Source organism: Alteromonas sp. 07-89-2 (assembly GCF_013113925.1).
Lineage (GTDB): Bacteria > Pseudomonadota > Gammaproteobacteria > Enterobacterales > Alteromonadaceae > Alteromonas > Alteromonas macleodii.
Genome location: NZ_VTYM01000007.1, coordinates 70,962 through 96,720, shown reverse-complemented (window position 1 = coordinate 96,720; position 25,759 = coordinate 70,962). Strand labels below are relative to the sequence as shown.

Here is a 25,759-nt window from a genome sequence, read left to right as displayed (position 1 = left end):
ATGGAGGGCGCTGATGACCTCAGCCATAAATGACTATTTCCTTTACGCACTGCTTGGCATTTATGCCATTGGCTTTGTGCGTTTGTTTGTTCAAAAAGTCAATTTACGCAGTGGACACTGGCTAACGGCAGCATTTTTGTGCTGGCCTGTGTTTATGCTGGATGAGTGGCTTCGTATGGCAAATGCCACAGGACTGGCTAATATCTACGGGTTATCAGAAGTATTTGCTGTTATCGCAATTACGTGTTGTTACCGCGCAATAAAGCCCATGCTGTTAGCTTACCCTACGGCAAGAAAGCGGTTGTGGTGGCCGGTAGTAGTGACCGGCGTTTTTCAGTGCGCTATTCTCCTGATACCCGTAGACGATAAGCAGCAATGGCTCTCATCGTCTCCTCATGGTCAGCCTCTGCTATTGTGGCCTGCCTATATTGCATCACTGTTAACGGGGTTTAGCGTGTTGCTCATAGGTATTCTTATTACCGAGCATATTCAAATGTACCATAGGCACTTACCAGAGCAGGCGGTGGATATAAAAAAACTGAAAATGCCTAGGCTTGCCGGAGTAATGGGCAGCTTGGTTGGCGTTGCGTTTATGAGTATTTTACTTGTGACGGCCGCAACATTCGGCTTCTTCCCTGTTCCTTTTTGGGAAGGGTTTCATCATCTGATGATTGGAACGGCAATTCTAGTTGTACTGTTTTCACTAACCTTTATACGACGGACGTCTCCGTCGCCACTCGATTACGAACGCTTAGATGAAGGCAAGGCAACGCCTTATGAAATTAGCAGTATTATTTCTAAAGCAGAACGCTACACCATAGAATCAAAGGCGTACAAGGTTCGCTTCCTTACCCTCAGTGAGTTTTGTAAAGGGGCAGATATCGACCCCACCTCGCTCGCATTGGCCTTGCAACTTACTGAAAAGAAAAACTTTAGACGTTTCATTTTCCACTACCGCTTAGAGTACGCCAAGAATGTTCTGCTGCGCAGCGACGCTAAACTTGAAGCCGTGGCAAAACGCATGGGCATAAATTCAGAAAAGTTTTTGAGTGAGTATTTGGTTAAACACCTAAACTCCACGCCGCTAAGATAACAAGAATATTGTGCTAGACGTTGAGTTCGCGTTAGCCACCAAATGCATTTATCAATATTTGATGGGTGAAGGTTTTACGTAAATAAAAGCCGCGAGGACGGGTTTTAATACGCTGACCTTCTGGCCCCAACGCGTCGGTGAGCACTTTCCCGTTTGCCGCCTTAGGACGAATGTGTAAGGCCTCGCCTTGACGAGAGGTGATCGACTCGACCTGTCCAGTTGCAATTTGCTCGACCAGTTCCTCCCAATCGTGTCTCAATACCGAATCTTCGTGTTCATTCGGTCGCCAGTAAAAGCCTGTTGCTACCCGCCTGTGGGCCAGTGGAATAGCTCTGTCACCTTCAATAGGTAGCCACAATACCTGCTGTAGTTTGTTTCGCACGTTAGACGTTTCCCATGTAATGCCGGGCGTCATCAAAAGCGGGGCAAAACAGACGTAGGTGGTTTCTAAAGGCGAAAAATTAGCGTCGATGGGGATAGTTTTAAGCTCAATGCCAAGTTCAGGAAAGTCCTGCTGAGGCTTCGAACCTGCACTCGCGCCCAGCCACTTCTCTATCAGCATGCCTGGCCACCCCTTATGACGTTGTAAATTGGCCGGAATGGCTATATTTGCCATGTCCGCAAGCTCTCCAAGCGTCAAGCCTGCTATCGCATGGCAACGGGCTAGAAGGCTATCTGGAGATGACGGGGGAGACGCTGGTGGCTGCATAAATATGGTTAATTTCCTGTTTGAAAAGCGGGTACGAATATTAAGACTATGATTGGAGCATAGTTTGTGGAAGAATGAAAACATATAACAGTATAGTGTGCCCGGGAGTCTATGTGATAGATGCCGATGGATTCCGTGCGAATGTGGGCATAGTGATTTGCAACAAAATGGGTCAAGTATTTTGGGCAAGACGTTATGGTCAACATTCATGGCAGTTCCCTCAAGGCGGAATTGATGAAGGGGAATCTGCTGAACAAGCTATGTACCGCGAGCTTCACGAAGAAGTAGGGCTGACACCGAAAGATGTCACTATTTTAAGTGTTACCCGTAACTGGCTTAGATATAAGCTGCCGAAGCGATTAATTCGACAAGGCAGCAACCCTGTTTGTATAGGGCAAAAACAAAAATGGTTCTTGTTGCAGCTCGATTGTAACGAGCGAGACGTTAATGTACTTAAAACAGGTCATCCTGAATTCGATGACTGGAGGTGGGTAAGTTACTGGTATCCAATAAGAAACGTTGTATCGTTTAAGCGCGATGTATACAGACGAGTAATGAAAGAGTTCTCGCCTGTAGTTATGTCTGCGCAGCATCGGCCTCAACAGCGCCAAAACGCAGCGCCACATAAACGTGGCAAGAAACGCAGGCGTGGATAAGCATATGCGAAGTTCAGGTACGCTAAACAGAGGTGTGCAATATTGCGGTGTGCGGAGTAAGCAGCGAGTAAACTGCGAGTAAAAAAGGAAAAACCGGTGAGCCCTCAGAGCCAGCAAGGAACAATGTTAACCACGTTAAAACGTATCGTGCAGGAAATGAATCAAATTCCTGCTCTCGATACGGCGTTGTTTAGGCTAGCCTCGCGGGTTAAACAGACCCTAGATGTCGATTCATGCTCTATTTATCTTGCCGATTACGACACCCAAGAATTTATCCTTAAAGCCACTGACGGACTGCATCCCGATGCAGTCGAGCAGGTACGCATTGGCTTCTCAGAAGGGCTTATCGGGCTGGTAGGTCAGCGGGAAGAGCCTCTTAATATCGTTAATGCTCATAGCCATCCTCGATTCAAACATTACCCCGAAGTTCAGGAAGAAAACTATAACGCCTTTTTAGGTACGCCTATTATCAACCAACGGCGTGTGCTTGGTGTTATTACCCTTCAGCAATCACAAATGCGCCGCTTCAGTGAAGACGAAGAAGCATTTTTAGTCACCCTTGCTGCGCAGCTCGCGTTAGAAATAACCAATGCTGATATTCGCGGGGCTTTGACGCTGTCAAATTCGAACGACAATACTGCGCGGCAAAAAAATGTGCGTGGTATTGCGGGTTCTCCAGGCCTTGCTATTGGCAAGGGAGTGTCTCCAGACAAATCTATAAACCTTAAAAACTGGGTCGTAAAGCGCACGCAATCTCCTCAAGATCAAATTCAACTCTATCGCAAAGGGGTTGAAGTTACGCGAGGTCATGTCGATGCGTTATCGAAGCGGTTAGATGACGGCATTCCCGACGATGTTAAATCCATTTTTCAGTTGTATCATCATCTGCTAGATGCCAACAGCCTTGGGCGGGAAGTAGAAGAAAAAATTCGCCAAGGTTGGGATGCGGCGTCTTCATTGAAAATGGTTGTAGAAAGCTATGCCGCGCGCTTTCAGGCAATGGACGACCCTTACATGCAAGAGCGCGCCATTGATATTGTCGATTTATCCGACCGTATTCTTGCCAACATTTTGTATGAAGCGAATGGCAAAAAGGTTACTGAAAAAACGATAACCGAAGCCAGTATTCTCGTAGCTGATGAAGTCTCAGCGCCTATGCTTGCCGAATTTCCAAGAGGGAAGCTAAAAGGCATTATTTCTATTCGCGGTTCAAATAACTCTCACGCGGCAATATTGGCTAGAGCCATGGGCGTGCCTGCAGTGATGGGCTGTCAAAACGTCACGCCAGCACTACTCGAAGACAAAGAGATTTTGCTTGATGGGTATTCAGGCGAGGTCATTGTATCGCCTGAACGTAACATCAAGTCTGAATTTATACAGCTCATTGAAGAAGAGTCGGCCATCGCAGAGAAAATTGACGCCGAGGCTGATAAACCTTGCGAAAGTGTTGATGGCTGTAGAATGTCTCTTTATATCAACGCTGGCCTTTCAGCTGAAGTCGAGCTAAACGCTGAACAAATTGGCGCGGGTGTAGGGCTTTATCGCACCGAGATCCCCTTTATGTTACGCGAGCGTTTTCCTTCAGAACAAGAGCAAGTAAAGCTGTACCGCCAAGTGCTTGAGGCCGCGCCTTCATTGCCTATCACTATGCGTACTCTCGACGTAGGAGGCGATAAGCCACTACCGTACTTCCCAATTAATGAAGAAAACCCATTCTTGGGGTGGCGAGGCATCCGCCTAACCCTTGATCATCCAGAAATTTTCTTGGTTCAGGTTCGCGCCATGCTGCGTGCAAGTGTAGGCCTAAGCAATTTGCAAATTATGCTGCCAATGATCTCCACCGTATCTGAAGTGCAGGAGTCTAAGCGACTAATTAATCAGGCATATTATGAAATTTGTGATGAGATTGCAGAGTCAGGACAAACGTTAACCAAGCCTAAGTTAGGTATTATGCTAGAAGTCCCGTCGGTACTTTATCAGCTACCTCAATTAGCAAAGCACGTGGATTTCTTTTCGGTAGGCAGTAACGACCTGACCCAATATCTGCTCGCGGTGGATAGAAACAATACGCGGGTGGCAGGGCTCTACAATAGCTATCATCCTGCGGTATTAGGGGCGCTTTACGACGTGGTTCAAAAAGCCAATCAAAATCAAGTGCCCGTAACTATCTGCGGTGAAATTGCAGGTGAGCCAGCTGGAGCATTACTGCTAATGGGAATGGGTTATCGCCGCCTAAGTATGAACGGCTTTAACTTAAGAAAAATAAACTGGCTTATTAGAAAAGTCACGCTGGATGAATGTAAGCAGTTACTGTCATTGGCGCTCACCTCTGTTAGCCAAGAAGAAGTTTTTGTGCACTTGAATCAATATCTTGAAACCAAGGGCCTGGGAGGCCTTATCCGAGCAGGTGCTTAAGGAATGGATCCATTAGTTGTAATAGTTCTTAGCTGCCTTATTTTAGGTTCTGTGGTAGGTGTTCTGGCGGGTATGCTGGGCATTGGCGGTGGGCTTATCATCGTTCCTGTGTTGTCGTATTTGCTTATACATTTCATGGGAATGACCACTGAAACCGTAATGCCTGTCGCTATCGCTACCTCATTATCTACCATCATATTCACAGGAATGTCGTCGGCCTTCGCGCATTACAAACTGGGTAATATTCAAAGGCATGTTGTGCTTTACACAGGCTTAGGTATTGCTTTTGGCGCATTTGCCGGAGCTCAGGTAGCAAGCCATATTTCTGGTGAACTGCTTAAAGATGTGTTTGCGGTGCTGGTTATTTTAATTGCGATGCAGATGATATTTGGTAAGCAAAAAGCCTCAGAAAATGACGCATCAAAAGGTACGCTTGCGACTGTTGGTGGTGGAGCTGGCTTACTAAGTGCACTTATGGGTATTGGTGGCGGTGCATTATTGGTACCTGCGCTGGTATGGTTTCGTGTTAATGTACGCGCGGCAATTGGCTGTGCTGCCTTTTGCGGACTTATTATTGCCGTTTTTGGTACCACGAGCTTTATCGTGGCCGGTTACAATGCGATAGATGTACCAGAACATAGTTTAGGTTATGTGTATTTACCGGCAACAGCTGGTATTGTTGCCACCTCTATGTTTACCGCAAACATAGGTGCAAAGCTTGGGCAGCGAGTAAATGTTCGTGTGTTAAAAGCGATGTTGGCGTGCTTACTCGTGTTGGTGAGCATTAGAATGATTTTAGGAATTGAATAAAGTAATGGAACAGAGCAGTTATCTGGTATTTCCCAGTATCGACCCCGTTATCTTCAGTGTCGGTCCGTTAAGTGTCCGCTGGTACGGCCTTATGTATTTGGTGGGCTTTATCGCCGCTTACCTATTGGCACAAAAGCGTCTTTCACAAACCAACTGGAGCCGTGAGCAATTAAGCGATCTGCTTTTCTGGAGCTTCGTAGGCGTAATATTAGGCGGACGAATAGGCTATGTGCTTTTCTACCAGTTTGGTATGTTCCTCGACGATCCCTTGTACTTATTCAAAATTTGGGCTGGTGGAATGTCCTTCCACGGCGGGCTTTTAGGGGTGCTAACAGCCTTATTCTGGCGCGCCAAGTGTATGAACACGACCTTCCTTCGACTAGGCGACTTTGTTGCCCCGTTAGTACCCATTGGCTTGGGTGCCGGACGCATAGGTAACTTCTTAAACGCTGAACTTTGGGGGCGTAGCACCGATGTGCCTTGGGCGGTCATTTTCCCTAACGCGGGTAATATCCCTCGTCATCCATCACAGCTTTACGAGTTTGCGCTTGAAGGCGTACTACTCTTTATTATCCTATGGCTATATTCTGCCAAAAAGCGTCCAGTAGGGGCGGTCAGCGGCTTGTTCTTACTTGGTTACGGCACCTTCCGGTTTATCGTTGAATACTTCAGAGAGCCCGACGCACATATTGGCTTATATCAAATGGGACTAAGCCAAGGGCAACTTCTTTGTTTACCTATGATAGCTTTAGGAATAGGATTAATAGTCCGTGCTTACATGCGCGGAAAAGACCATGTTGAACAGCAAAAAATATAAGAATAACGATGAAAGAATATCTCGCTCTAATGCGCCATGTACGTGATACGGGTGTGAAAAAGGAAGATCGAACTGGTACAGGTACGTTAAGTGTATTCGGCTATCAGATGCGTTTTAATCTACAGGAAGGTTTCCCCTTGGTGACAACAAAGAAGTGTCACCTTAAATCCATTATTCACGAACTACTTTGGTTTCTTAAAGGCGAGACGAACATCGCTTATTTGAAAGAGCACGGTGTGAGTATTTGGGATGAGTGGGCTACCGAAGAAGGCGAGCTTGGTCCGGTTTATGGACATCAGTGGCGCAGTTGGGATCGCGGTGATGGCACATCGGTAGACCAGATTGCCGAAGTGGTTGAGCAAATCAAAAACAATCCAGATTCTCGTCGACTTATCGTTAGCGGCTGGAACCCTGCAGTGCTCCCTGATACCAATTATTCTCCTAAAGAAAATGCAGCGATGGGCAAACAAGCATTGCCACCTTGCCATACACTTTTCCAATTTTATGTATTAGACGGTAAGCTTAGCTGCCAGCTTTACCAGCGAAGCGGCGATATTTTCTTGGGCGTTCCGTTCAATATCGCAAGTTATGCTTTACTGACCATGATGATGGCGCAAGTGTGTGATTTAGAGCCCGGCGATTTTATTCATACGCTAGGCGATGCGCATTTGTATTCAAATCATCTTGAACAGGTAGAGTTGCAGCTAAGTCGTGAGCCTTTCGAGCGCCCAACTATGGAAATTAATCCTGAGGTGAAAGATATCTTCGGGTTTTCCTTCGACGACTTTACGCTTAAAAATTACCAGTCACACCCACACATTAAAGCCCCTGTTGCCATATAAGGAGTTACCATGAGTACTCCTATATTGATATGCGACGACTCAGGTTTCGCAAGGCGCCAGATGGCGCGCAGTTTACCTGATGGGTGGGACGTGGATATTTCGTTTGCTGAGAATGGTGAGCAAGCCCTCGCGCTTGTTCGCGAAGGCAAAGGCGATGTGGTGTTTCTCGACTTAAACATGCCGGTAATGGACGGTTATCAAACCATGGAAGCCATTCGCCAACAGGATCTTCCTTGCTTGGTGGTTGTCGTTTCCGGTGATGTACAAGCGCAAGCGCGAGAAAAAATGCTCGCTCTTGGTGCCCTGGATTTCATAAGAAAGCCAATTGATAACGAAAAACTCAGCCACATCCTAGCCTCTTACGGGATTTACAGTGGCGAGACGCATTCTTCTGGCGCGAGCTTACAAAAAGCGCAAGACGATAGCGACTCAAATGCCGTTTTAGCCAAGCGCCAGATGAGTAAAGAAGATCAATTAGACGCATGCCGTGAAATGGTCAATATTGCCATGGGGCGTGCGGGTGAGAATCTTGCTCAACTGCTAGGCGAGTTTATTGATTTGCCTATCCCAAACGTCAACTTAATTGAAAGCAACGAACTGTCTATGGCGGTTGCGGAAATTAACCGTAACGACAGCGTGTCGGCAGTTTCAAAAGGCTTTATTAGTGAAGGTATAAGCGGCGAAGCGCTGGTTATTTTTAACGACACAAACTCTCAAAACATCGTTGAACTATTAAAGTATCCGCCGTCGGCTTCCTCCGACAAACTAGCGCTAGAAGCACTAATGGATGTTTCCAATATTCTTATCGGGGCCTGTTTAAACGGTTTGTCAGAGCAGTTAAATGTCGCCTTTAGCCACACGCATCCGGTGTTACTGGGGCAGCACCAAGGACTATCAACGCTTTTAAGTGATAACGTGCAGCGTTGGGGCAAGCTCATGGCTATCGAAATAGGTTATGCCATTAAGGCCAGAGATATTTCCTTTGACCTGCTGTTGCTATTTCCTGGTGATGCCATGAACCATATCTATTCTCGGCTGCTCGATGATGACGCTGTGACACAAGACAAGGAAAGTCTATGAATGCATCTACAGACGCACTTTCCACCGGTGCTTTAGTTAATTCTTCTCAAGTACCCGCAGAGCTTCTCGATTCCATTGAAGTGGGCATAGCAGTGCTAGACCGCAACTTCAAGGTTCAAGTGTGGAACAAGTTTCTTGAAAACCACGGTGCAAAGAAAGCGGAAGCAATCATTGGGCACAGTCTTTTTTCTCATTTCCCGGAAATAGAAGAAAAATGGCTGAGAACCAAAGTTGACCCTGTGTTCAATTTGAAGAGCCCGGTGTTTATTATTTGGGAGCAGCGTCCTTACTTGTTTAAGTTTGGTTGTAATCGCCCTGTAACCAGCGCTGCAGAGTTCATGTACCAAAATGTGACCATGTTCCCTATTGTTGATAAGCGCGGCAACGTAGAGCGGTTTTGTATGCTTGTTTACGATGTCACTGAGCAGGCGCTCGGTAAGCGTGGAATGGAGCATCTTAACGAAGAGTTGAAAACTGCGAGCCGCGTGGACGGTCTAACTGGGCTATATAATCGTCGCTACTGGCAGGAACGCTTTGATGAGATGCACAAACTTTGTGTGCGCCGAGAAAAGCCAAGTACTGCGCTTATGCTCGATATCGACCATTTCAAACGCATTAACGATACTTATGGTCATCAGGCAGGGGATAAGGTGATTAAGATGTTAGCAGCGCTGATTAAGCGCTGTGTGCGGGAAACCGACCTTGCAGGGCGCTACGGCGGCGAGGAATTTGCCATTATTCTGAATGACTCTTCGGTTGAAGATGCCAAGATAGTGGCCGAACGTATCCGACAATTAGCACAGCGTTTAGTGGTAGAACACGAAGGTGAGTCAATAAGTTTCACTGTTAGTTTAGGCCTTGCACAATTCTCTCCTGACTTTAAAGGAGCGATGGCATGGCTTGAGTGTGCCGATCAGGCGCTTTATGAAGCAAAAGAAAACGGCCGAAATCAATATCGCATTTATGCAGCGCCTGGCGCGTTATAGTGCTAGGCGTAGGGTGTTTTTGAGCTCTTGAAAGGTGACAGGCTTCACTAAGTGGTATCGAATACCTGCCTGCAGCGACGCTTCTTTATCGCTTCTGTGGGCATTGGCCGTAAGGGCGATGATTGGAAGGTCAGGGTGACCTTCTTTCATTATTTTAGCGACTTCCAAACCATTCATATCTGGTAAGTTGATATCCAACAGCACACAGTCAAACGCATTTTCACTCACTCTAATAATAGCGTCGTCACCGGTGTAACTCACAGTAACTTCGTGGCCCATACATTGAAGCATATACTCCACCATTTCTGCATTAATGGGCTCGTCTTCTACCAGTAACACGTTGGCCTTTTTTGTTGTTTCAACAACTCTTGCGTTACTTGCTGTAAGGTGATGGAGCGCATCTACAAAGCGGTTTCTATCGATGGGTTTAACAAAACTTTGATAGATGGGCAGTTCACTGTTTGCAATAATGTTGGCAATATCTGGGGTTGCTGACAGCACAATAACGGGCGGTACCCGTTCACCAAAAATCGCCTTAAGCGTCCTCACTAGTTCAAGACCATTCATGCCCGGCATATACAAATCGGCAATAATGCCTGAAAACTGGAGTATTTCTTCGTGCAGATTGAGCAAGTTCGCACCAGATGAAAACGTGCGTGCGCTAAAGCCCTCTTTGGTAATAATTGATTGTAAATGCAGCCTAGATATCTCTAAATCGTCAACTACGGCGAAGGTCGCATTAGACGGTGCTGAATTTGTAGCGGGAAGATCCTCAATAGGTTTCAGAGGCAGTAAAATTTTAAACTCTGTACCCACTCCAACTGTACTGGTTACCTGTAGTGCACCGCCCAGCTTATCAACGCTGCGTTTAGCTACAGACAAGCCAATCCCTGCACCCGGGAAACGTTGGCCAGTTGAGTGTTCGCCGCGATAGAAGCGTTCAAACATGCGTTTTTGCGTCGCCTCATCAATTCCTATTCCAGTATCACTAATTATAATAACGAGAAAAATCCCTTGGTTTTTCACCAAGGTTGTAACGGTGACGTCGATCAGTCCATTAGCCGTAAATTTAACGGCGTTATCAAGAATGTTAACTACCACTTTAGAAAGGGCGACAGGATCCGTTTCTGCGTAATGGGGCACACTGTGACTACAGTGCATATTAAATTCGATTTTTTTGTCTTTTACGCGTACAGAAAACGGCGAGATACATTCGTCGAGCAAGCTGATTAGGTCGACATCTGAAAAGTGCAGGTCGTCTTCAGTGTTATTGGTTAATACATCGGTAAGGTTGTTGGTAAGATTAAGAAGTCGATAGCTGGATTGTTCAGCCTGCTGAATTAGTCTGGTGCGCTGCTCTTCCATGTTAGGAATAAGTTCAAGAGCACTGATAATTGCACTTATTGGCGCTCTGAATTCATGGCTAATCAGCTGCAAAAACTCTTTGTTTTGCAAATCTCTATCGTCATCCACCATGGCAAGTCTCAACTTCGATTTACCAAACTTTTTAGGCGATTTGTTTGCGTTACTTTTGTAAAAAAGCCATGCGATAAAATACCAAAGTACAATGACGACTGCGCCCAAAATAGTAGTGAGAAGCATCTTATTGCGCAACGCCTGAATACGCAGTAACAACGCGTTTTCTTCCGCCTGCATGGCATTGACCATAGGCAGCAGGCTAAATTGCTGTTGAATACGTTGAGTTGCGTCGGCTATCGGCAACTCAATAAGAGTATGAAGTAAATCTAGTGTGGTTTGCGCGACCTGCCGTGCAGACGCGCTATTCAATCCTTCTTTTGCTATTGCAAAGTCTCTTTCGGATAAGACTGTGGGCGAGATTGCTTGGCCTGCACTACTGCGAAGGTATTCAGATATACCTTGAACGGTGACCTGTAGCTCGCGCTTTAAAATAGTGTAATTCGCGGGTCCAGAAAACGCGCTGCTCGCCATCCGAAACGTAAATTGATTGATACTAGACTCAGTGGCAAGAATATTATCCTCTAAATAACTCTGCTGCTTTAAGGCTGTTATGAGTGCTTGTTGCTTGCTCATCAGCGTGATTAAAACCGCAATAACAACCATAGCGATCAACAGTGCTGTAACACTCACTTTTGAAAAAGTGAATGTCCGCGAAATTAATGATGATTTGCGCTGCGACTGGCCAGCCTGGTTTGAGCTCACGTTCATCCTTGCAAGTAATATGCGGTAGAGATACCTACCTTAAATGTAGGCAACTAACGCTAACTTGCAAGGAAGTAGAAAAAAATTACGGTGACTCAACGCGCTTTATGTGGTGCCTAATTGAATACAAAAAGCAAAGGCTGGGAATTACCATGACTGCTGTGAGAATAAAGAACAAGCTCCAATTGCCTTCAAGACTATCTACAACAAAGCCGCTGCTAGAAGCGACCAAGGTTCTGCCCGCAACACTCAGGGAGGCCATGAGTGCGTATTGGGTTGCACTAAACGCCCGATTACACAATAGTGAGATAAACGCGACCATGGCAACGGTGCTCCAAGCCCCTGTAAAGCCATCGACAATAACGGTTATGGCTAAAAGAGATGTGGAAGGGCCTGTTTGCGCGATCAGTGCAAATAGTAAATTAGACGCGGCCATGGCCACACCCGCAATCATTAATCCGCGGTAAATACCGTAGCGAATGTTAACCAATCCACCTAACAGTGAAAACACGATGGTTACCCACCAGTTGAGCAATTTTGAGTAAGTAGCGATATCGCTATTAGAAAAGCCAATTTCTTTATAAAACACGATACTCATGCGGCCTAGAAAGGCTTCACCGATTTTAAATAGAAAGATAAACAGTAAAAACGACGCCGCTAATTTAACGCCGTTTCGATTGAAAAATTCGGCGAATGGCGTGACCAGAGTAGTTTGTATCCAGTGAAAAACGGGAGACTGCTTTGTATCTTTGGCTGTTATCTTTTCAAGCAAGGCTTCGCGGTCAATTTGTGGCTCGTTCGCTAAATACGTGGCGCACATTAATAAAGCCATGAGAGCACCGAGTAAAAGATAAATGTTTGGCCAAGTCCAAGATGTCATGTCAGCCAAGAAGAACGGGATAGCACCAAGCCCGCCATAACCTGTCCACCAGCCAGCGGTGGCTACTGAAGACGCAGCTGACATGCCGTCTTTGTCGTCTTGGGCAATACAGTCAATGCGAAAACCATCGATGGCGATATCTTGCGTGGCTGAGGCAATAGCAATAAGCAAACCGACTAATGCAACATAAAACAAATCTTGGTCTGCAGTGAGTTGAGACATCACTAAACACAGCAAAACTACACAGCCTTGCATAGCGAAAATCCAACCTCGTCGTTGACCTAATAGTGGGGGCTTGATTTTGTCGACAAGCGGAGACCAGAGGAAATTAAAAGAGTATGTCGCGAAAATAATGCCGAATAAGCCGATGGCCGAGCGAGACAAACCTTCATCTTTGAGCCAAGCAGATAGCACTGAACCAATCATGATCCAAGGGAAGCCACTGGAAATGCCGAAAAGAAATATACTGAGGTATCGTTTGTCGTTAAACGTTTTTAAAGCGTTGAGCAAAACTGCGGCCTTAGGCAAGAATACAAAAGCATATTGAGCCATGAACCACAGTGAGAAGCAATAACGCGTTGAAGTGAAAGTTTTACTATGGACGAATGCCTACGCAGTCGAGTGGGCAATGACCCAAACCTTCAAGGAAATTCACGCAGTTATTTAGTTCATCTACAAGAAACTGGTCGTTAATTAGCTTGTCTTCATTCCAATAATGCACTTGGTGAAGTAAATGCCAAAAAACTCGTTCTTTTTGTGTGTAGGGCTGCGTTAAGGTGTAATCAATTTGCCCCCATTCTTCCATACTATCCCAAAAGAATAGCTCGATCTCCTCGATAGGAAGCTCTCCTTGCCAAAATGCTCTCAAATAGAAACACAGCTGCTTTGCTTTGTTATCTACGAAATCTTGAACACTCACAAGTAACTCAACCGTTTATGTTTGCTAAAAGTATTATAGTTCATAACAATCTTACTGCTTAGGACAGAGGCTTGCTATTTACACCATTAAATTTAGGTAATTGTTTTGGATACTAATTTAGCGTAATCGGTTAATTATCGAATTACCAGCCTAGGTGGCGAGTCCAACCAATAGTGCTATTTGCAACTATCTGAATATGAGGGGATTTCTGAAACTCCTTTATACTAAAGGCTAATAAATTGCTGGGAATAATTATTTGTCGATAGTGCATCTTTAGTGCGTTTTTTGCGCTAATCTTTCGCTTTTGCGTGGTACTGTTCGCCCAGTCGTTAAATCCACTTAGTGACAGATCCAATATTGGAAAGCTGGACTGCGCTATATTATCTATAACTAATGTGTTCGTTGATTCTTCTGGCCAAAAAGGTGAAATGGCTACGAAAGTGTCTGGATGAAGTTGAGGCTGTTGCTCTACGACGGACAAGTAAGTTGTGGCCAGCATGCCTTGTGCAATGACCATACGGTAGCCTGAATTGTCTTGTAAATAATTATTCAATGCATTGAGTTGTAAACTCAGCGCTGAAGTTGCTGATTCAAAATTGAGATACTGCGTAAGTTGATTACTTCTGGGGTGGATATTTTGGGCTGACATAGACGTAGTTTCAGCGTCTGATATGTCGGTGTTTGTAGATTCAGCAGGTAGGTTCTGCTGGGAAGTGACATTGACCGGCAAATTAAACGGACTTATCACCACATTCCAGCCTTTTTCAGCAAGCATGTTGGCAAGGCTATTTCCCTGCGCGAGCGTAAGGCTAGAGGGAAAAGGCTCGGTGAGTATGATAGCCACACCCAAAGGTAATGGTGTTTGCGCTTCAATTTCAATAATTGGGGATTCAACTTCTCCAATCATCAAAGGTTTCACTTCTCCAGGCAGATAGGCGTGACTAACATCTGTGAAAAAGTCACAGTGAGCTGTCATAGGCAATAGCGAAACAATAACAGCAAATGTTAAAAGGAGAGCGTGCCTTTTCATAAAATGTGGTTTGCCTTTACCTTAATCTGGATCTATTCAGCCTGGACAGCATCAAATTAATTCGTACATCAAGCGTATACGAAGGTTATCGGCAGGGTGCGTTAAAACTAAAATGGAGTCTATTGATAAAGTTGAATAGCGTTAAAACGCTACTCACAACTTTCTGAGAGCGGCTTTGGGCAAAACGGACTAAAAGGGATGGCGACATTAAAGTGCAGCCAATGCCCAAGTGTCGGGTGCGAAAGACTCAAGCTTTCAGCATGAAGCTGTAAACGAGGCGCCATGGATAACGCTTCTTCATGCGCATAGAGTCTATCTCCCAAAATAGGGTGACCCAAAGCAAGCATATGTACTCGCAGTTGGTGAGAGCGACCGGTAATGGGATAAAGGGCAACGAGAGAATAGGGTCGCTCTTTTTCATCCAGTGTGCGCTCAATGACGTCAAAGTGCGTTACGGCTTTTTTACCGCGCTCGAAGTCTACCATTTGCTTTGGCCTGTTTGGCCAGTCGCAAATAAGGGGAAGGTTAACCTCTCCGCTGTCTTGTTCTACATGTCCATGAACCCGGGCGAAGTAGCGCTTTTTAGTTTGACGTAACTCAAATTGTTTCGAGATATGGCGGTGGCTGTCTTTATTAAGCGCCAGCACCAAAATACCCGAGGTCGCCATGTCTAAGCGATGCACTACTGTGGCGGTGGGATACACTCGGTTAACCCGGCTAATTAGCGAGTCGCGGTGCTCCAATGCTTTGCCCGGAACGCTCAATAGCCCGCTAGGTTTATGCGCAACCACCATGTCCTCATCTTGATACAAAATATCAAGATAAGGTGTCATCGGTGGGTTATAAACAAAACTTGGGTTCGCCATTATGTACTCGTTACTTCACAGTCGCTTTTGAATGTTTAACCTTTCGAGGTTACGGGTTATTTACCACAATACGAATGGCGTCCAGCTGAACATCTGCATCCTGAATAACTTTATCAAGGGCGTTCATTTGCGTTTCAATAAACTCAATTTCGCTGTCACGTACTGCTGGGTTACGCTTTTGAAGATCGCGCAAGCGCTGTATTTCTTCGTTAAGCGTGCTGTGCATGCTGTTAAGTGCGTCGTGTTGCTTTTGGTTAGCTTGCTGATGGGCAAGCTTACGCGCCTTTTCAATGGCAAGCTCAAGCGGCTGTTGCAAGGCTTTTAGAAGCTGAGCCGAGATCTTACGTCCAATTTTACGCTTAACGTCGAAGCTCAATTCAGACGGGTTTCCTTGCGCATCTAAACACACTCGCACGGGCGTTTGAGGTAAGAAGCGACCCAACTGAAGCGCTTTAGGCGCTTGCGCTTGCAGCACAAACAACGCCTCAACCCAATAAGCGCCTTTTGGCAAAGACGGCTCGGCAATGAAGCCCATGCTGCTCTTTCCGTGTACGTCGGTGAGTACTACGTCCATGGCGGTATGCACAAGTGGATGATCCCAGCTTAAAAACTGCACGTTTTCTAGCGTGGTGGCAACACGGCGCTTGTAAGTGACTGTCATGCCTTCTGGGTCAAGACCTGGAAGCTGGCTCACCATCGACTCGGTTGGCATAAGAATAAAGCAGTCATTGCCTTTTTCATCCTGCTGAACACCGATAGCATCGAAAACGCGACCCATAAAGCGCGACAAATCTTGTTCGCTATCAAGGGTAATAATGTCTTCAAGCAGTTGTTCTACGCGGCCTTCACCCGAGGCATTAAGCTCAAGAAGACGATCGCGACCGGCTTCAAGCTGCGCTACGAGCTGGCTATTAAGCGTAACACTCATGTTCACTAGCTCGTCACGCGCGCTCATATCGTCAGGGTGTAAGCACGCACCAATAAGCAAAGGCTTAACATCGTCGAACACGCCAGAGCCCGTAGGGCAGGTTTTCTCGAAGGCATTAAGCCCTTCGTGATACCAATCTAGTAATACGTGCTGCGCGGTTTTCGCCAAATATGGCACGTGAATTTGTACGGTTTGGGTTTGTCCAATACGGTCAAGACGACCAATACGCTGTTCCAGCAGGTCAGGCGTAATAGGTAAATCGAACAGCACCAAGTGGTGTGCAAACTGGAAGTTACGTCCTTCACTTCCTATTTCACTACATAATAGAATTTGTGCGCCGTCTTCCTCATCGGCAAAGTAATGGGCCGCTTTGTCGCGCTCCACAATGCTCATGCCTTCGTGGAATACACTGTGGCGAATACCGGTTTGCGTGCGAATAACCTCACCTAACTCTTGCGCTGTACGGGCGCTTGCGCAAATAAGCAGAATCTTTTCTGGCTTAACGCTTTGCATGAAATCAAGCAGCCATTCAACGCGCGGGTCTTGCTTGGTCCAGCTGTTAACCACGCTTGCCATACGTTCAGGATACAGTGAATAGGTTAAGTCGCCGCCGCTCACGGCATCTGAATAAACCTCAGGCAAAGCCAGTTCGTAAGCGCTTAATTTACGCATCGGAAAGCCTTCGATATTGGCGCGGCGGTTTCTAAACAGCATACGGCCTGTGCCGTGACAATCGATAAGTTGGTGCAGCAGCGCATGGCGATTTTCCGGCGAGCTTAAATCACCCGCATGTTCCATTACGTCAGGCGCGAATTCTGCGAGTTTGCTGCGTTGTTTGTCGTTAGGCTCGGCGTCTGAAAGTAATGGCGCTACTGCATCGGCCAGTTGGCTGTATTTCGATTCTTCATCTAAGAATGCATCGTAGCTATGGAAGCGAGCCGGGTCGAGCAGGCGCAAGCGGGCAAAGTGGCTTTCGTGACCAAGTTGATCAGGCGTTGCGGTAAGCAGTAATACGCCTGGCGTTTGGTTTGCCAGCGCTTCCACACACAAGTATTCGGCAGAGGGAGCCTCACTTGACCACGCAAGGTGATGGGCTTCATCGACAACCATTAAATCCCATCCTGCAGCTTGAATTTGCTGCTGGCGTTTTTCGCTCTTGCTTAGGAAGTCGATACTGCAAAGTACCAGCTGGTCGTTTTCAAATGGATTCACAGCGCTCGCGCCAGACGTTTCGTCATCTTGTAAGCCTTCGCTCTTCTCTAAGCCTTCGCTCTTTTCTATGGCTTCGCAGCGACTTTCATCGTAAATGGCAAAAGGAAGGTTAACGCGGCGAAGCATTTCAACTAACCATTGGTGCATGAGCGAGTCTGGAACCAAAATAAGCACGCGCTCTGCGCGACCTGTTTTAAGCTGCTGGTGAATAATCAACGCGGCTTCAATGGTTTTACCAAGACCTACTTCATCGGCAAGTAATACGCGAGGTGCGTGTCTGCCGCCTACCTCTGACGCAATGTGGAGTTGGTGCGGAATAAGCGATATGCGCGCACCTGCAAGACCAATGGTGTTTGAACGTAAGTAATCGTATTGATGATCTAAAGCACGCTCGCGCAAATCGAACCATTTAGGGTTGTCTAATTGCTGACTGAACAGGCGCTTTTCAGGTTGGTTCAAGCGAATATGGCTGTCTAGCATGGTTTCAGGTAATCGCGCTTGCGCTTTGGTGTCTTCGCGAAGCCCGTGATAGATGAAAAGATCTTGGCTTTCTTCTTTTTCAGTAATGGTCATTTCCCAGCCGTCTTGGCTTTTGACCGTTTCGCCAATTTCAAAAATTAGTCGCGTAAGCGGCGCATCTTGCTTAGTATACTTTCGCGCTTCGCCTGTTGCTGGATACAACACTTCGACAGAACGGAAGTCGCTACCAATAACGACACCTAACCCCAGCTCTATTTCTGTGTTGCTTAACCAACGCTGACCAACTGAAAATTGACTATCTGAACTCATAAATCACCAACCTATTTTTCGGGGGGCGGTATTGTACGCATTGCGTTGTGATAAGTCATTAATACTAGCTCATTTGATTTGCGGTTGCAGGTGGGGGGATTGAGTACCTGTGCCCTGCGTTAACAAGACGATTAGCACTAGTAGGCCTTCTTTGCTTCACAACGAGAATGCTGGTAGCAAAAGAATAAGAACGTTGACGTGCCCATCAGGCTTGCTTTGTCACAGGGTTGGCGTAAAACTGTCGTATAACTGACCATGGATATTTCTTACTGTTAACCGCGTTACGTTTTTAACGTATGTGAATCGCAGCTAACAGGAGGAAGCGCGAGATGGATATGAAAGTAGACAGTCAAAAGCTTATACAACTTCGCAATGCTAGGGCATGGAGTCAGCAGCATCTGGCAGATGTGTCTGGATTGAGTTTGCGTACTATTCAGCGAATTGAGAAAACACAATCTGCATCACACGATTCAATAGGCGCACTTGCTTCAGTTTTCGAAACGACGCCCGATGCGCTTTTAATGGGTGAAACCCACGCCACTACAAGTCATGCTCAAGGGCAGCCAACCTCGCAAACTTCTACTGCGGGCGAGAATGCCGCAGCTCATCATTCAATTAAGCTGCAGGGTGACCGGCCAACGTCGTTGAATCCCCAACATGTTTTTTGGATCACGCTAGCGCTCGCCATCAGTTTGTTTGCTGCTATTTATTATGCGCAAACGGTCAATGCGAACAATGGTAGCAACCAAGTAATTGAAGCTGGCAAGCCAGTTAATGTCAGTAGCGAAGTCCTTGAAGATGCAACAAGTTGGCTGGAACTTATCGACAGCGGTGAATATGAACAAAGCTGGAAAGAGAGTGGGGCTATTTTTAGAAGCGGTATTTCAATAGCTAAATGGACTGAGGCGATGCAGCTAGTCAGGGAGCCATTGGGGGCAGCCAAGTCGAGGGAAATCGCGTTAGCACAAGCGCCAACTTCACTGCCTGGATTGCCTAAAGGAAACTACCTAATTTTGTCGTTCACCACTGACTTTGATTCCCAGACCACAATGAAAGTAGAGACCCTTTCTATGGTGGAAGTTGATGGCGAATATAAAGCAATAGGCTACTTCATTAAGTAGCCTACTCAGGTAACTGGTACAAAGTTTCAATTCCTTGAATGGCTTTGAAAGCATCATCGCTCGTTGCATTGTTGATGGCTTTGATAAGTTCAGGTGCATTGTAGGGTTCTAACAAGGTTAAGAACGTCGCTGTGCCAGGCGGCATGCCACTATTCACTGCTTTTTGAAGTCGCTTCCATACGGTGAACAGCGACTCTTCACCTAACGTTTTTTGTTGCACCACGCTATCGATGGCGCGGTGCATTATCATTCCGCAAGAATAATAAAGATTGAAGTGCCCGTTTTTAAAAGCACGAGCCAGCGTTGTCTGCGCCAGCCCTTCAGTACAGCTCTCGAAAGCGCGGGTCATTCGGCTTTCAACGTAGCTATTGGCGTCTTCGTAGAGGAAGTTCATGGCGATTGCCGCAAAGTAGTCGGCGTTGCCCTCGTGCAGCCAAGACTGATCCTCGTTCTCTGATACACCTTCGGTACTGCCAGGCTGATATAAATGGGCGACTTCGTGAGCAAAGAACCAAAGTGTTTGGTTAACAAAGCTGCTGTTATTCGCCTGCTCATTTAAGTCTTGTCTGTTCCAATGCATAAATATCTGGTTAGGTAGTGTTCCACCTTGTGTAGAGTGATCGTCTACGTTTGCATAAGAGGCAAATAACATGGGCTTTTCGCCCTTAAGCGGATTAAGAGAATGGGAGAAAAACGCCATCATGTTGGGTATATTTTCTTCTAGCGAAGCTTTAATGCTTTCAGGAAGCCCGGGATCAATTAGGGCAACCACATCATCGGTAATAATTGGCTGTTGCTTACCCACATACACGACTCTTCCATCATTGTTATCTGTCCACGACACGCTGCTTTTCATTACTTTGCCATTCAACAATATGTGTTCATCACTGGGAACATTGAGTGTCAGGTGCCATTTATTATCTTCTTCAGTACAGGTATTAGCACAAGCAAACAGTCGCCCAGAGTGAAAGGCATTTCCACCATCAGAAAAAGGAGAAAATGGTGCGTAATCTTTACCCAGGTGTTTATAGGTGGGCGTCAGTAAAAATGACACGGTAGAGAGGGGCTTGCCTGACTTCGAACGTACAAGTTCTTGGTGTTTGACGTTATCAAAGACGATTTCTATGTCGTTGTCTTGCGCGAACCAACGTGTTGTTCTTGATGTATCTGGGTTTCTAACAAAAGCCAGCGTTTTGGCTGGCGTAGTCAATGTGTAGGTGACTACCCATTTTTCAGACGTGTCAGCCGTGCTTTTCTCAACCTTGATTAGAATAGTAGAAGGGGAAGAATCATTGAGCGCTTGGCTATTCGCCCATGCAATTTCAACGTTAAAGCACGCCAGTAGCGCTAACGTCACGCTTATGGCCGTTTTTATTTTTGTGATGTTAAGCCAATTCATAGCTGATCTTTCCCTGAGTGTTATTAATTTAAACGCATCCACTTTATTGAGGTGTTGTGGCATTGGGTTAGCACCCGTGTTTAATTCACCGCTTCAACAAATACACCTTAGCCTATTTGGGTATTAAAAACGCAACTAAAACTGCGCTAACTGTAGTTAAAGTGTGAGCATTTGTTACGAACCAAGTATGCCAGTTTCTTGTTTAATGCAGAATGGGAGCGCTGTGCTATCTCATATCACGTGAAGGGACTGCTCTTCGCTTATCACTTGCTCTAACGAAAAATAAAAAAGAAAAAACAGTGCTAAATCTCAAAAACTGGATTATGGTGGAATTAAGGGTTCGCTAATTCAACAAACGAACCTTTGAGGCAGAAAGAGTAGTACTGCTTCTCAGTCGACGCGAGTAGGGGAAGAAGTCCTGTTTCGAGCGGCATTCTCCTACAACCGTAACTGTAGCTTGTTAGCGCGTGCGTTCATAAATGAACAATACGTCTAACCTGGCTTTATTTACCGGAGTGAAGGATGCCAAGAAAAAATTCTACCGATACTAAGATTTACGTCCTCGATACCAATATTCTGCTGCACGAACCTCACGCTTTTCTCTCCTTTAAAGAACATGACGTTGTTATTCCAATGACCGTATTGGAAGAGCTCGACTACATCAAAGACAGCAAAAAAGACGTGGCGCGTGATGCACGGGTATCCATTCGGGCAATGGAGGATTTACTCCACGACGCAACGCCAGAAGATATGCTAGCGGGTGTATCGATGGAAGGGTTGGGCGCGGGTCAAACGGCACCTACAGGGAGTCTATCTATATTCGCCGACCTCAACATGGTTGAGGCTCAGCAAGTGTTTACCAGCAACGAGAATGACAACCGCATTATTAACGTAGCGCTGCACTTGCAAAAGACGTTCGCGCCGCAAAAAGTGGTGTTGGTTACCAAAGACTTAAACATGCGCCTTAAAGCGAAAGGGGCAGGCCTCGCTCATGTTGAAGACTACCGCACCGACCAGCTAATTACTGACATCAAATATTTATCTCGCGGGTTTCATACCTTTGAAGGTAATTTTTGGGATAGCGTAAAAAGCGTGGATAGCCGCAGCGAAGGGCGCGACACCATTCACACTATCCCCAAGTCTATGTTGCCAGAAGCGTATGTAAACGAGTTTTTGCTCGACGAAACTAAACAGTTTGCAGGTTTAGTAGAAGAGATCACCGACGATCATTTAGAGGTGTTGGATTTAGGTTACGAACGCTTGATGGGTCGTCACGCCTGGGGCATTACACCCAAAAATATAGGGCAGGCCATGGCGCTCCATGCGTTGCTAGACCCACACATTGATATGGTTATTCTCACAGGCCCTGCCGGTAGTGGTAAAACGCTACTTGCGTTAGCGGCAGCCCTTGAAATGGTGGTAGAGCGTAACATGTATGACAAAATCATTGTCACGCGAAGCACGCCGGAAATTGCTGAGTCTATTGGTTTCTTGCCGGGAACGGAAGAAGAAAAAATGTTGCCTTGGTTGGCAGCAATTACCGATTCTTTGGAAGTACTCCACAAGCACGACGAAAATACCAAAGGTTCTATGAATTACATCATGGAAAAAGCCAACATTCAGTACAAGTCGGTGAACTTTATGCGAGGCCGAAGCATTCAAAATGCGATTGTGATTTTGGATGAGTCGCAGAACTTAACCGCGTCACAGCTTAAAACCATCATCACACGCTGTGGTGAAGGAACAAAGCTGATAGTGGGCGGTAACTTGGCGCAGATAGACAGTAACTATCTGAGCGCAGTGACATCGGGGCTTACTTACTTGGTTGAGAAATTTAAAGACTTCTCGGGCAGTGCCACCATTAACCTAGACGGCGTGGTAAGAAGTCGTCTTGCAAGTTTTGCTGAAGAAAATCTTTAACCTAAGATAACGCGTAAATTGGTAGTATTGTTTTTATAACAGAATACTGTCCTCACTGTTATACTCCGCTGGTGGGAACTATCGGAGTATAACGTGGCTAAATACGAAGTTTTAGCTCACCAACTTAAAGAGCAGATTGAGCGTGGCGTGTGGGTAGAAAATGAAAAGCTCCCATCGCTTCGCAAACAGGCAGCACAAACAGGCTTCAGCCTAATGACAGTGCTGCACGCCTATCAGATGTTAGAAAGCCAAGGCATAGTCAGCTCCCAAGAACGTTCGGGCTTTCTGGTAACAGCTAAAGCGAGCAATGCCTCAAAAGAACGTGTACAGGCCACAGAAGCCGTCAGCATTAACGACTTTGTATATGAAGTGCTGCAGGCCTCTCGCGACCCTCACATGTTCAGTTTAGGATTTGCTTACCCCGACCCAAGCCTTTATCCAAGGCAACATTTAAATAAGTCTATTGCAGCTGCCGCCCAGCAAATTTCCTTGACCAGCGCCATGGATAACTTGCCTCCAGGTAACCTGGACCTTAGAAAAATCATCGCTAAGCGCTATGCCGCCAAAGGCGTGAATATATCGCCTGATGAAATCATTATTACCGCTGGTGCGCTAGAGGCGCTGAACTTGAGTTTGCAGGCATGCACCACACCAGGAGACTGGGTGGTTGTCGAGTCGCCGGTGTTCTATGGAACGCTTCAGGCGCTTCAACGTTTAGGTCTAAAAGCGATTACTGTAACGGTATCACCCAACACTGGATTGGATGTAGCTGCACTTGAGCGCGCATTTAAAAATCATAATGTGAAAGCCTGCTGGCTTATGAGCAACTTTCAAAATCCTGTTGGATACTCATTGAGTGACGTTCAAAAACAGCAGGTGGCCGCGTTACTGGATAAGTATAATGTTGCCCTTATTGAAGATGATGTGTATGCCGAGCTTTATGCTGATAAGCGTTCACCTCTGCCAATTAAGCATTTTATGAAAGAGGGAGATAGTATGTTGTGTTCATCGTTCTCCAAGTCTTTAGTGGCAGGGTACAGAATAGGGTGGGTCGCCGCAGGTAAGCGTGCCCTTGAAATACAAAAACAGCAGCTTATGAGTACATTGGCAACCAGTGCGCCGATACAGCTTGCGCTTGTAGACTATTTATCCACAAAAAATTACGAGTCTCATTTAAAGCAGCTGCGAAAAAAACTCATCGCTCGTAAGAAGACGATAACGGCGCTGCTTACCGACCTTCTATCAGACGTTGCGACTATTCATACACATAGCGGCGGCTATTTTTTGTGGGTGGAATGCCGGGGGCATGTTGATGCAATGGCTATTTATAAAGAAGCGTTGCGTTTACACATCACCATTGCGCCAGGAAAACTGTTTAGCTTAACCAATGAGTTTAACCATTGTTTTCGTTTAAACGCGTCGTTTGCTCTGAATGAAGCGAAGCGCAATCAACTGCTTAAGCTTTCGCTATTTATAAAAAGTCTTTCATAAATAACGTGTTATCACTCTGCGTAACGCAAACCGTAGTTTTTGCACATTCTGTATAGGGCGCAGGTTTGAAACAAGAAAAACATACACCTTAAAAATCTGCGACTTCAAAGCCTACACCTTAAATATCTACGCCTTAAAAACTATTGCAACTGATCCATAAAGAAACCCCTAATCTGTTTCTATTTTAACGGCCTTAAATCCCTACCATTAGCGCAAAATTTTCGGAGAAAGCTAATGACGGCAGTTAAAATTCGGCAAGAAGACATCATTGCTTGTACACCCGTAGAAAGCAAAAAAATCTATATCCGTGAGGAAACTGGGCACTTTCAAAAAATACGTCGATACTTGAATATAGTATTAGTGACGCTGTTTGTTGCGCTCCCCTTTATTCAATACCAAGGACAGCAGGCGATTTTGTTTGATGTGGGGCGTCAAACCCTCACGCTTTTTACATGGGTGTTGTATCCACAAGACCTCATGATTTTTGCCTTACTGTTTATTCTTGCGGCTTTTGTTTTGTTTTTAGTAACCCGTCATTACGGGCGAGTATGGTGTGGCTTTACTTGCCCTCAAACCGTATGGACTCTGGCTTTCAATTGGGTAGAGCGCCGTATTGAAGGTACGCACAATCAAAGCAAGGCTTTAGATAAGCAGCCTAGCTCACTAACAAAAGTAGTCGTAAAGGGGGCAAAACACAGTGCATGGTTGGCATTAAGCTTTATTACTGCGCTGGTTTTTATGTCTTATTTCTATCCGGCATCTCGTCTTTATACGGAGTTTTTCACTTTCTCTGCGCCTGCGTTAATTTCAGGCTGGACAATGTTCTTTGCCGTTTGCACTTATGCCAATGCCGGTTGGCTTCGAGAGAAAATGTGCACGCACATGTGCCCCTATTCTCGCTTTCAAGCTGCGATGTTTGATAACAGTACGTCATTGGTTACTTACAACGAAACGAGAGGAGAAAGTCGCGGGCCAAGGAAGCGTTTTTCACAGCACAAAGACTTGGGCGATTGTGTGGATTGTAATTTGTGCGTTCAAGTCTGCCCAGCAGGCATAGATATTCGTGAAGGAATTCAGTACGAGTGCATTAACTGTGGCCTGTGTATTGACGCATGCGACAAGGTCATGGCCAAATTTGGCTATCCGCTCAAACTTATCAATTTTTCGCGAGCCGGCAGGAATTCTGGGCGTAAATTCACTAACTATCTTTACGGCGCCGCAATCATTGCCATACTGCTCGCAATGGGCGAGTGGGCTATCGACAGGCAGGACTTCGAAGCTTCAATTAGCCGTGACCGCAACGCGCTTTACAGAGAGAACAACGCGGGACACATTGAAAACACTTATACGTTAACCGTTTTAAATAAATCCCGCGTGGCCAAAACCTATGAAATTGCTATAGAAACGCCATCAGATATGCAGCTTATTAACGTACCGACTATAAACGTAGCACCAGGCGAAAAGCGAAATGTGCCGTTTTCAGTTGAAGCATTGTCGCCAATGGCTAATACCATGCAATCTGTTAGCTTTGTTATTATCGATAAATCTACCAACAGTGTGATTGGCAATGAAGTGATGTTCTATTCAGGGAATAACAGGCAAATGTAGATGAAAC

General features: G+C 45.9%; 20 protein-coding genes. 12 read left to right on the top strand and 8 right to left on the bottom strand.

The genetic code is table 11. The annotated features are described in order from the left end of the window. Positions 1 to 13: 13 nt before the first annotated feature. A complete protein-coding gene (locus F0261_RS06945) occupies positions 14 to 1,093 on the top strand; it encodes an AraC family transcriptional regulator (RefSeq protein WP_014978251.1) in 1,080 nt (359 codons plus the stop codon). A 31-nt stretch (positions 1,094 to 1,124) separates the two neighbouring features. Here F0261_RS06945 and mutH read toward each other — a convergent pair whose 3' ends face one another. After that, positions 1,125 to 1,802 (bottom strand): DNA mismatch repair endonuclease MutH, encoded by a 678-nt coding sequence (gene mutH / locus F0261_RS06940; protein WP_014978252.1) that lies wholly within the window; start codon positions 1,800 to 1,802, stop codon positions 1,125 to 1,127. Positions 1,803 to 1,915: 113 nt separating this feature from the next. On the opposite strand from mutH, the gene rppH reads away from it, so the two are divergent. The 7 genes from rppH to F0261_RS06905 all read left to right on the top strand — a co-directional run bounded on the left by rppH (position 1,916) and on the right by F0261_RS06905 (position 9,408). Then, the gene (gene rppH / locus F0261_RS06935; RefSeq protein ID WP_014948179.1) at positions 1,916 to 2,458 is read left to right on the top strand and encodes an RNA pyrophosphohydrolase; all 543 of its coding nucleotides are present in this window, start codon (positions 1,916 to 1,918) and stop codon (positions 2,456 to 2,458) included. A gap of 123 nt (positions 2,459 to 2,581) precedes the next feature. Beyond that, positions 2,582 to 4,873 carry a phosphoenolpyruvate--protein phosphotransferase gene (gene ptsP / locus F0261_RS06930; protein ID WP_039224899.1) on the top strand — a complete coding sequence of 764 codons (2,292 nt, stop codon included), beginning with the start codon at positions 2,582 to 2,584 and terminating at the stop codon, positions 4,871 to 4,873. A gap of 3 nt (positions 4,874 to 4,876) precedes the next feature. Next, on the top strand, positions 4,877 to 5,683 hold the full coding sequence (locus tag F0261_RS06925; protein WP_014975612.1) for a sulfite exporter TauE/SafE family protein: 807 nt from the start codon (positions 4,877 to 4,879) through the stop codon (positions 5,681 to 5,683). Positions 5,684 to 5,687: 4 nt separating this feature from the next. After that, positions 5,688 to 6,500: a prolipoprotein diacylglyceryl transferase gene (gene lgt, locus F0261_RS06920; protein WP_014978255.1), complete on the top strand. Its 813-nt coding sequence runs from the start codon at positions 5,688 to 5,690 to the stop codon at positions 6,498 to 6,500. Between the two features lie 8 nt (positions 6,501 to 6,508). Beyond that, positions 6,509 to 7,342 carry a thymidylate synthase gene (locus F0261_RS06915; RefSeq protein ID WP_014948183.1) on the top strand — a complete coding sequence of 278 codons (834 nt, stop codon included), beginning with the start codon at positions 6,509 to 6,511 and terminating at the stop codon, positions 7,340 to 7,342. A 9-nt stretch (positions 7,343 to 7,351) separates the two neighbouring features. Beyond that, complete coding sequence (locus F0261_RS06910) at positions 7,352 to 8,422, top strand: response regulator (protein ID WP_039224447.1); 1,071 nt, start codon at positions 7,352 to 7,354, stop codon at positions 8,420 to 8,422. After that, positions 8,419 to 9,408 (top strand): sensor domain-containing diguanylate cyclase, encoded by a 990-nt coding sequence (locus tag F0261_RS06905; RefSeq protein WP_014978257.1) that lies wholly within the window; start codon positions 8,419 to 8,421, stop codon positions 9,406 to 9,408. The genes F0261_RS06910 and F0261_RS06905 overlap by 4 nt, the downstream gene beginning before the upstream one ends. Here F0261_RS06905 and F0261_RS06900 read toward each other — a convergent pair. From F0261_RS06900 to rapA, 6 genes are all read right to left on the bottom strand, one after another. Further along, complete coding sequence (locus tag F0261_RS06900) at positions 9,403 to 11,595, bottom strand: response regulator (RefSeq protein WP_216600739.1); 2,193 nt, start codon at positions 11,593 to 11,595, stop codon at positions 9,403 to 9,405. The two genes, F0261_RS06905 and F0261_RS06900, sit on opposite strands and share 6 nt — an antisense overlap. 79 nt (positions 11,596 to 11,674) lie before the next feature. Further along, complete coding sequence (locus F0261_RS06895) at positions 11,675 to 13,021, bottom strand: MFS transporter (RefSeq protein WP_171337546.1); 1,347 nt, start codon at positions 13,019 to 13,021, stop codon at positions 11,675 to 11,677. A 43-nt stretch (positions 13,022 to 13,064) separates the two neighbouring features. Then, complete coding sequence (locus F0261_RS06890; protein WP_014948188.1) at positions 13,065 to 13,388, bottom strand: hypothetical protein; 324 nt, start codon at positions 13,386 to 13,388, stop codon at positions 13,065 to 13,067. A gap of 142 nt (positions 13,389 to 13,530) precedes the next feature. Further along, a complete protein-coding gene (locus F0261_RS06885) occupies positions 13,531 to 14,418 on the bottom strand; it encodes a DUF3530 family protein (protein ID WP_171337545.1) in 888 nt (295 codons plus the stop codon). Positions 14,419 to 14,567: 149 nt separating this feature from the next. Then, complete coding sequence (gene rluA / locus F0261_RS06880) at positions 14,568 to 15,284, bottom strand: bifunctional tRNA pseudouridine(32) synthase/23S rRNA pseudouridine(746) synthase RluA (RefSeq protein WP_171337544.1); 717 nt, start codon at positions 15,282 to 15,284, stop codon at positions 14,568 to 14,570. A gap of 49 nt (positions 15,285 to 15,333) precedes the next feature. Beyond that, complete coding sequence (gene rapA, locus F0261_RS06875; protein ID WP_171337543.1) at positions 15,334 to 18,213, bottom strand: RNA polymerase-associated protein RapA; 2,880 nt, start codon at positions 18,211 to 18,213, stop codon at positions 15,334 to 15,336. 329 nt (positions 18,214 to 18,542) lie between these two features. On the opposite strand from rapA, the gene F0261_RS06870 reads away from it, so the two are divergent. After that, entirely contained in the window at positions 18,543 to 19,334 is a 792-nt protein-coding gene (locus F0261_RS06870; protein WP_171337542.1) for a DUF4019 domain-containing protein, read from the top strand. A 1-nt stretch (position 19,335) separates the two neighbouring features. On the opposite strand, the gene F0261_RS06865 is transcribed toward F0261_RS06870, so the two are convergent. Continuing rightward, positions 19,336 to 20,733, bottom strand: coding sequence for a hypothetical protein (locus F0261_RS06865; protein ID WP_171337541.1), 1,398 nt, complete (start codon positions 20,731 to 20,733; stop codon positions 19,336 to 19,338). Positions 20,734 to 21,255: 522 nt separating this feature from the next. Between F0261_RS06865 and F0261_RS06860 the strand changes: the two genes are divergently transcribed. The 3 genes from F0261_RS06860 (at position 21,256) to ccoG (ending at position 25,752) form a co-directional block, all read left to right on the top strand. Next, positions 21,256 to 22,653, top strand: coding sequence for a PhoH family protein (locus F0261_RS06860; protein WP_014978266.1), 1,398 nt, complete (start codon positions 21,256 to 21,258; stop codon positions 22,651 to 22,653). Between the two features lie 93 nt (positions 22,654 to 22,746). Then, complete coding sequence (locus tag F0261_RS06855; RefSeq protein ID WP_069943713.1) at positions 22,747 to 24,144, top strand: PLP-dependent aminotransferase family protein; 1,398 nt, start codon at positions 22,747 to 22,749, stop codon at positions 24,142 to 24,144. Positions 24,145 to 24,378: 234 nt separating this feature from the next. After that, complete coding sequence (gene ccoG, locus F0261_RS06850) at positions 24,379 to 25,752, top strand: cytochrome c oxidase accessory protein CcoG (RefSeq protein ID WP_171337540.1); 1,374 nt, start codon at positions 24,379 to 24,381, stop codon at positions 25,750 to 25,752. The last annotated feature ends 7 nt before the right edge of the window (positions 25,753 to 25,759 follow it).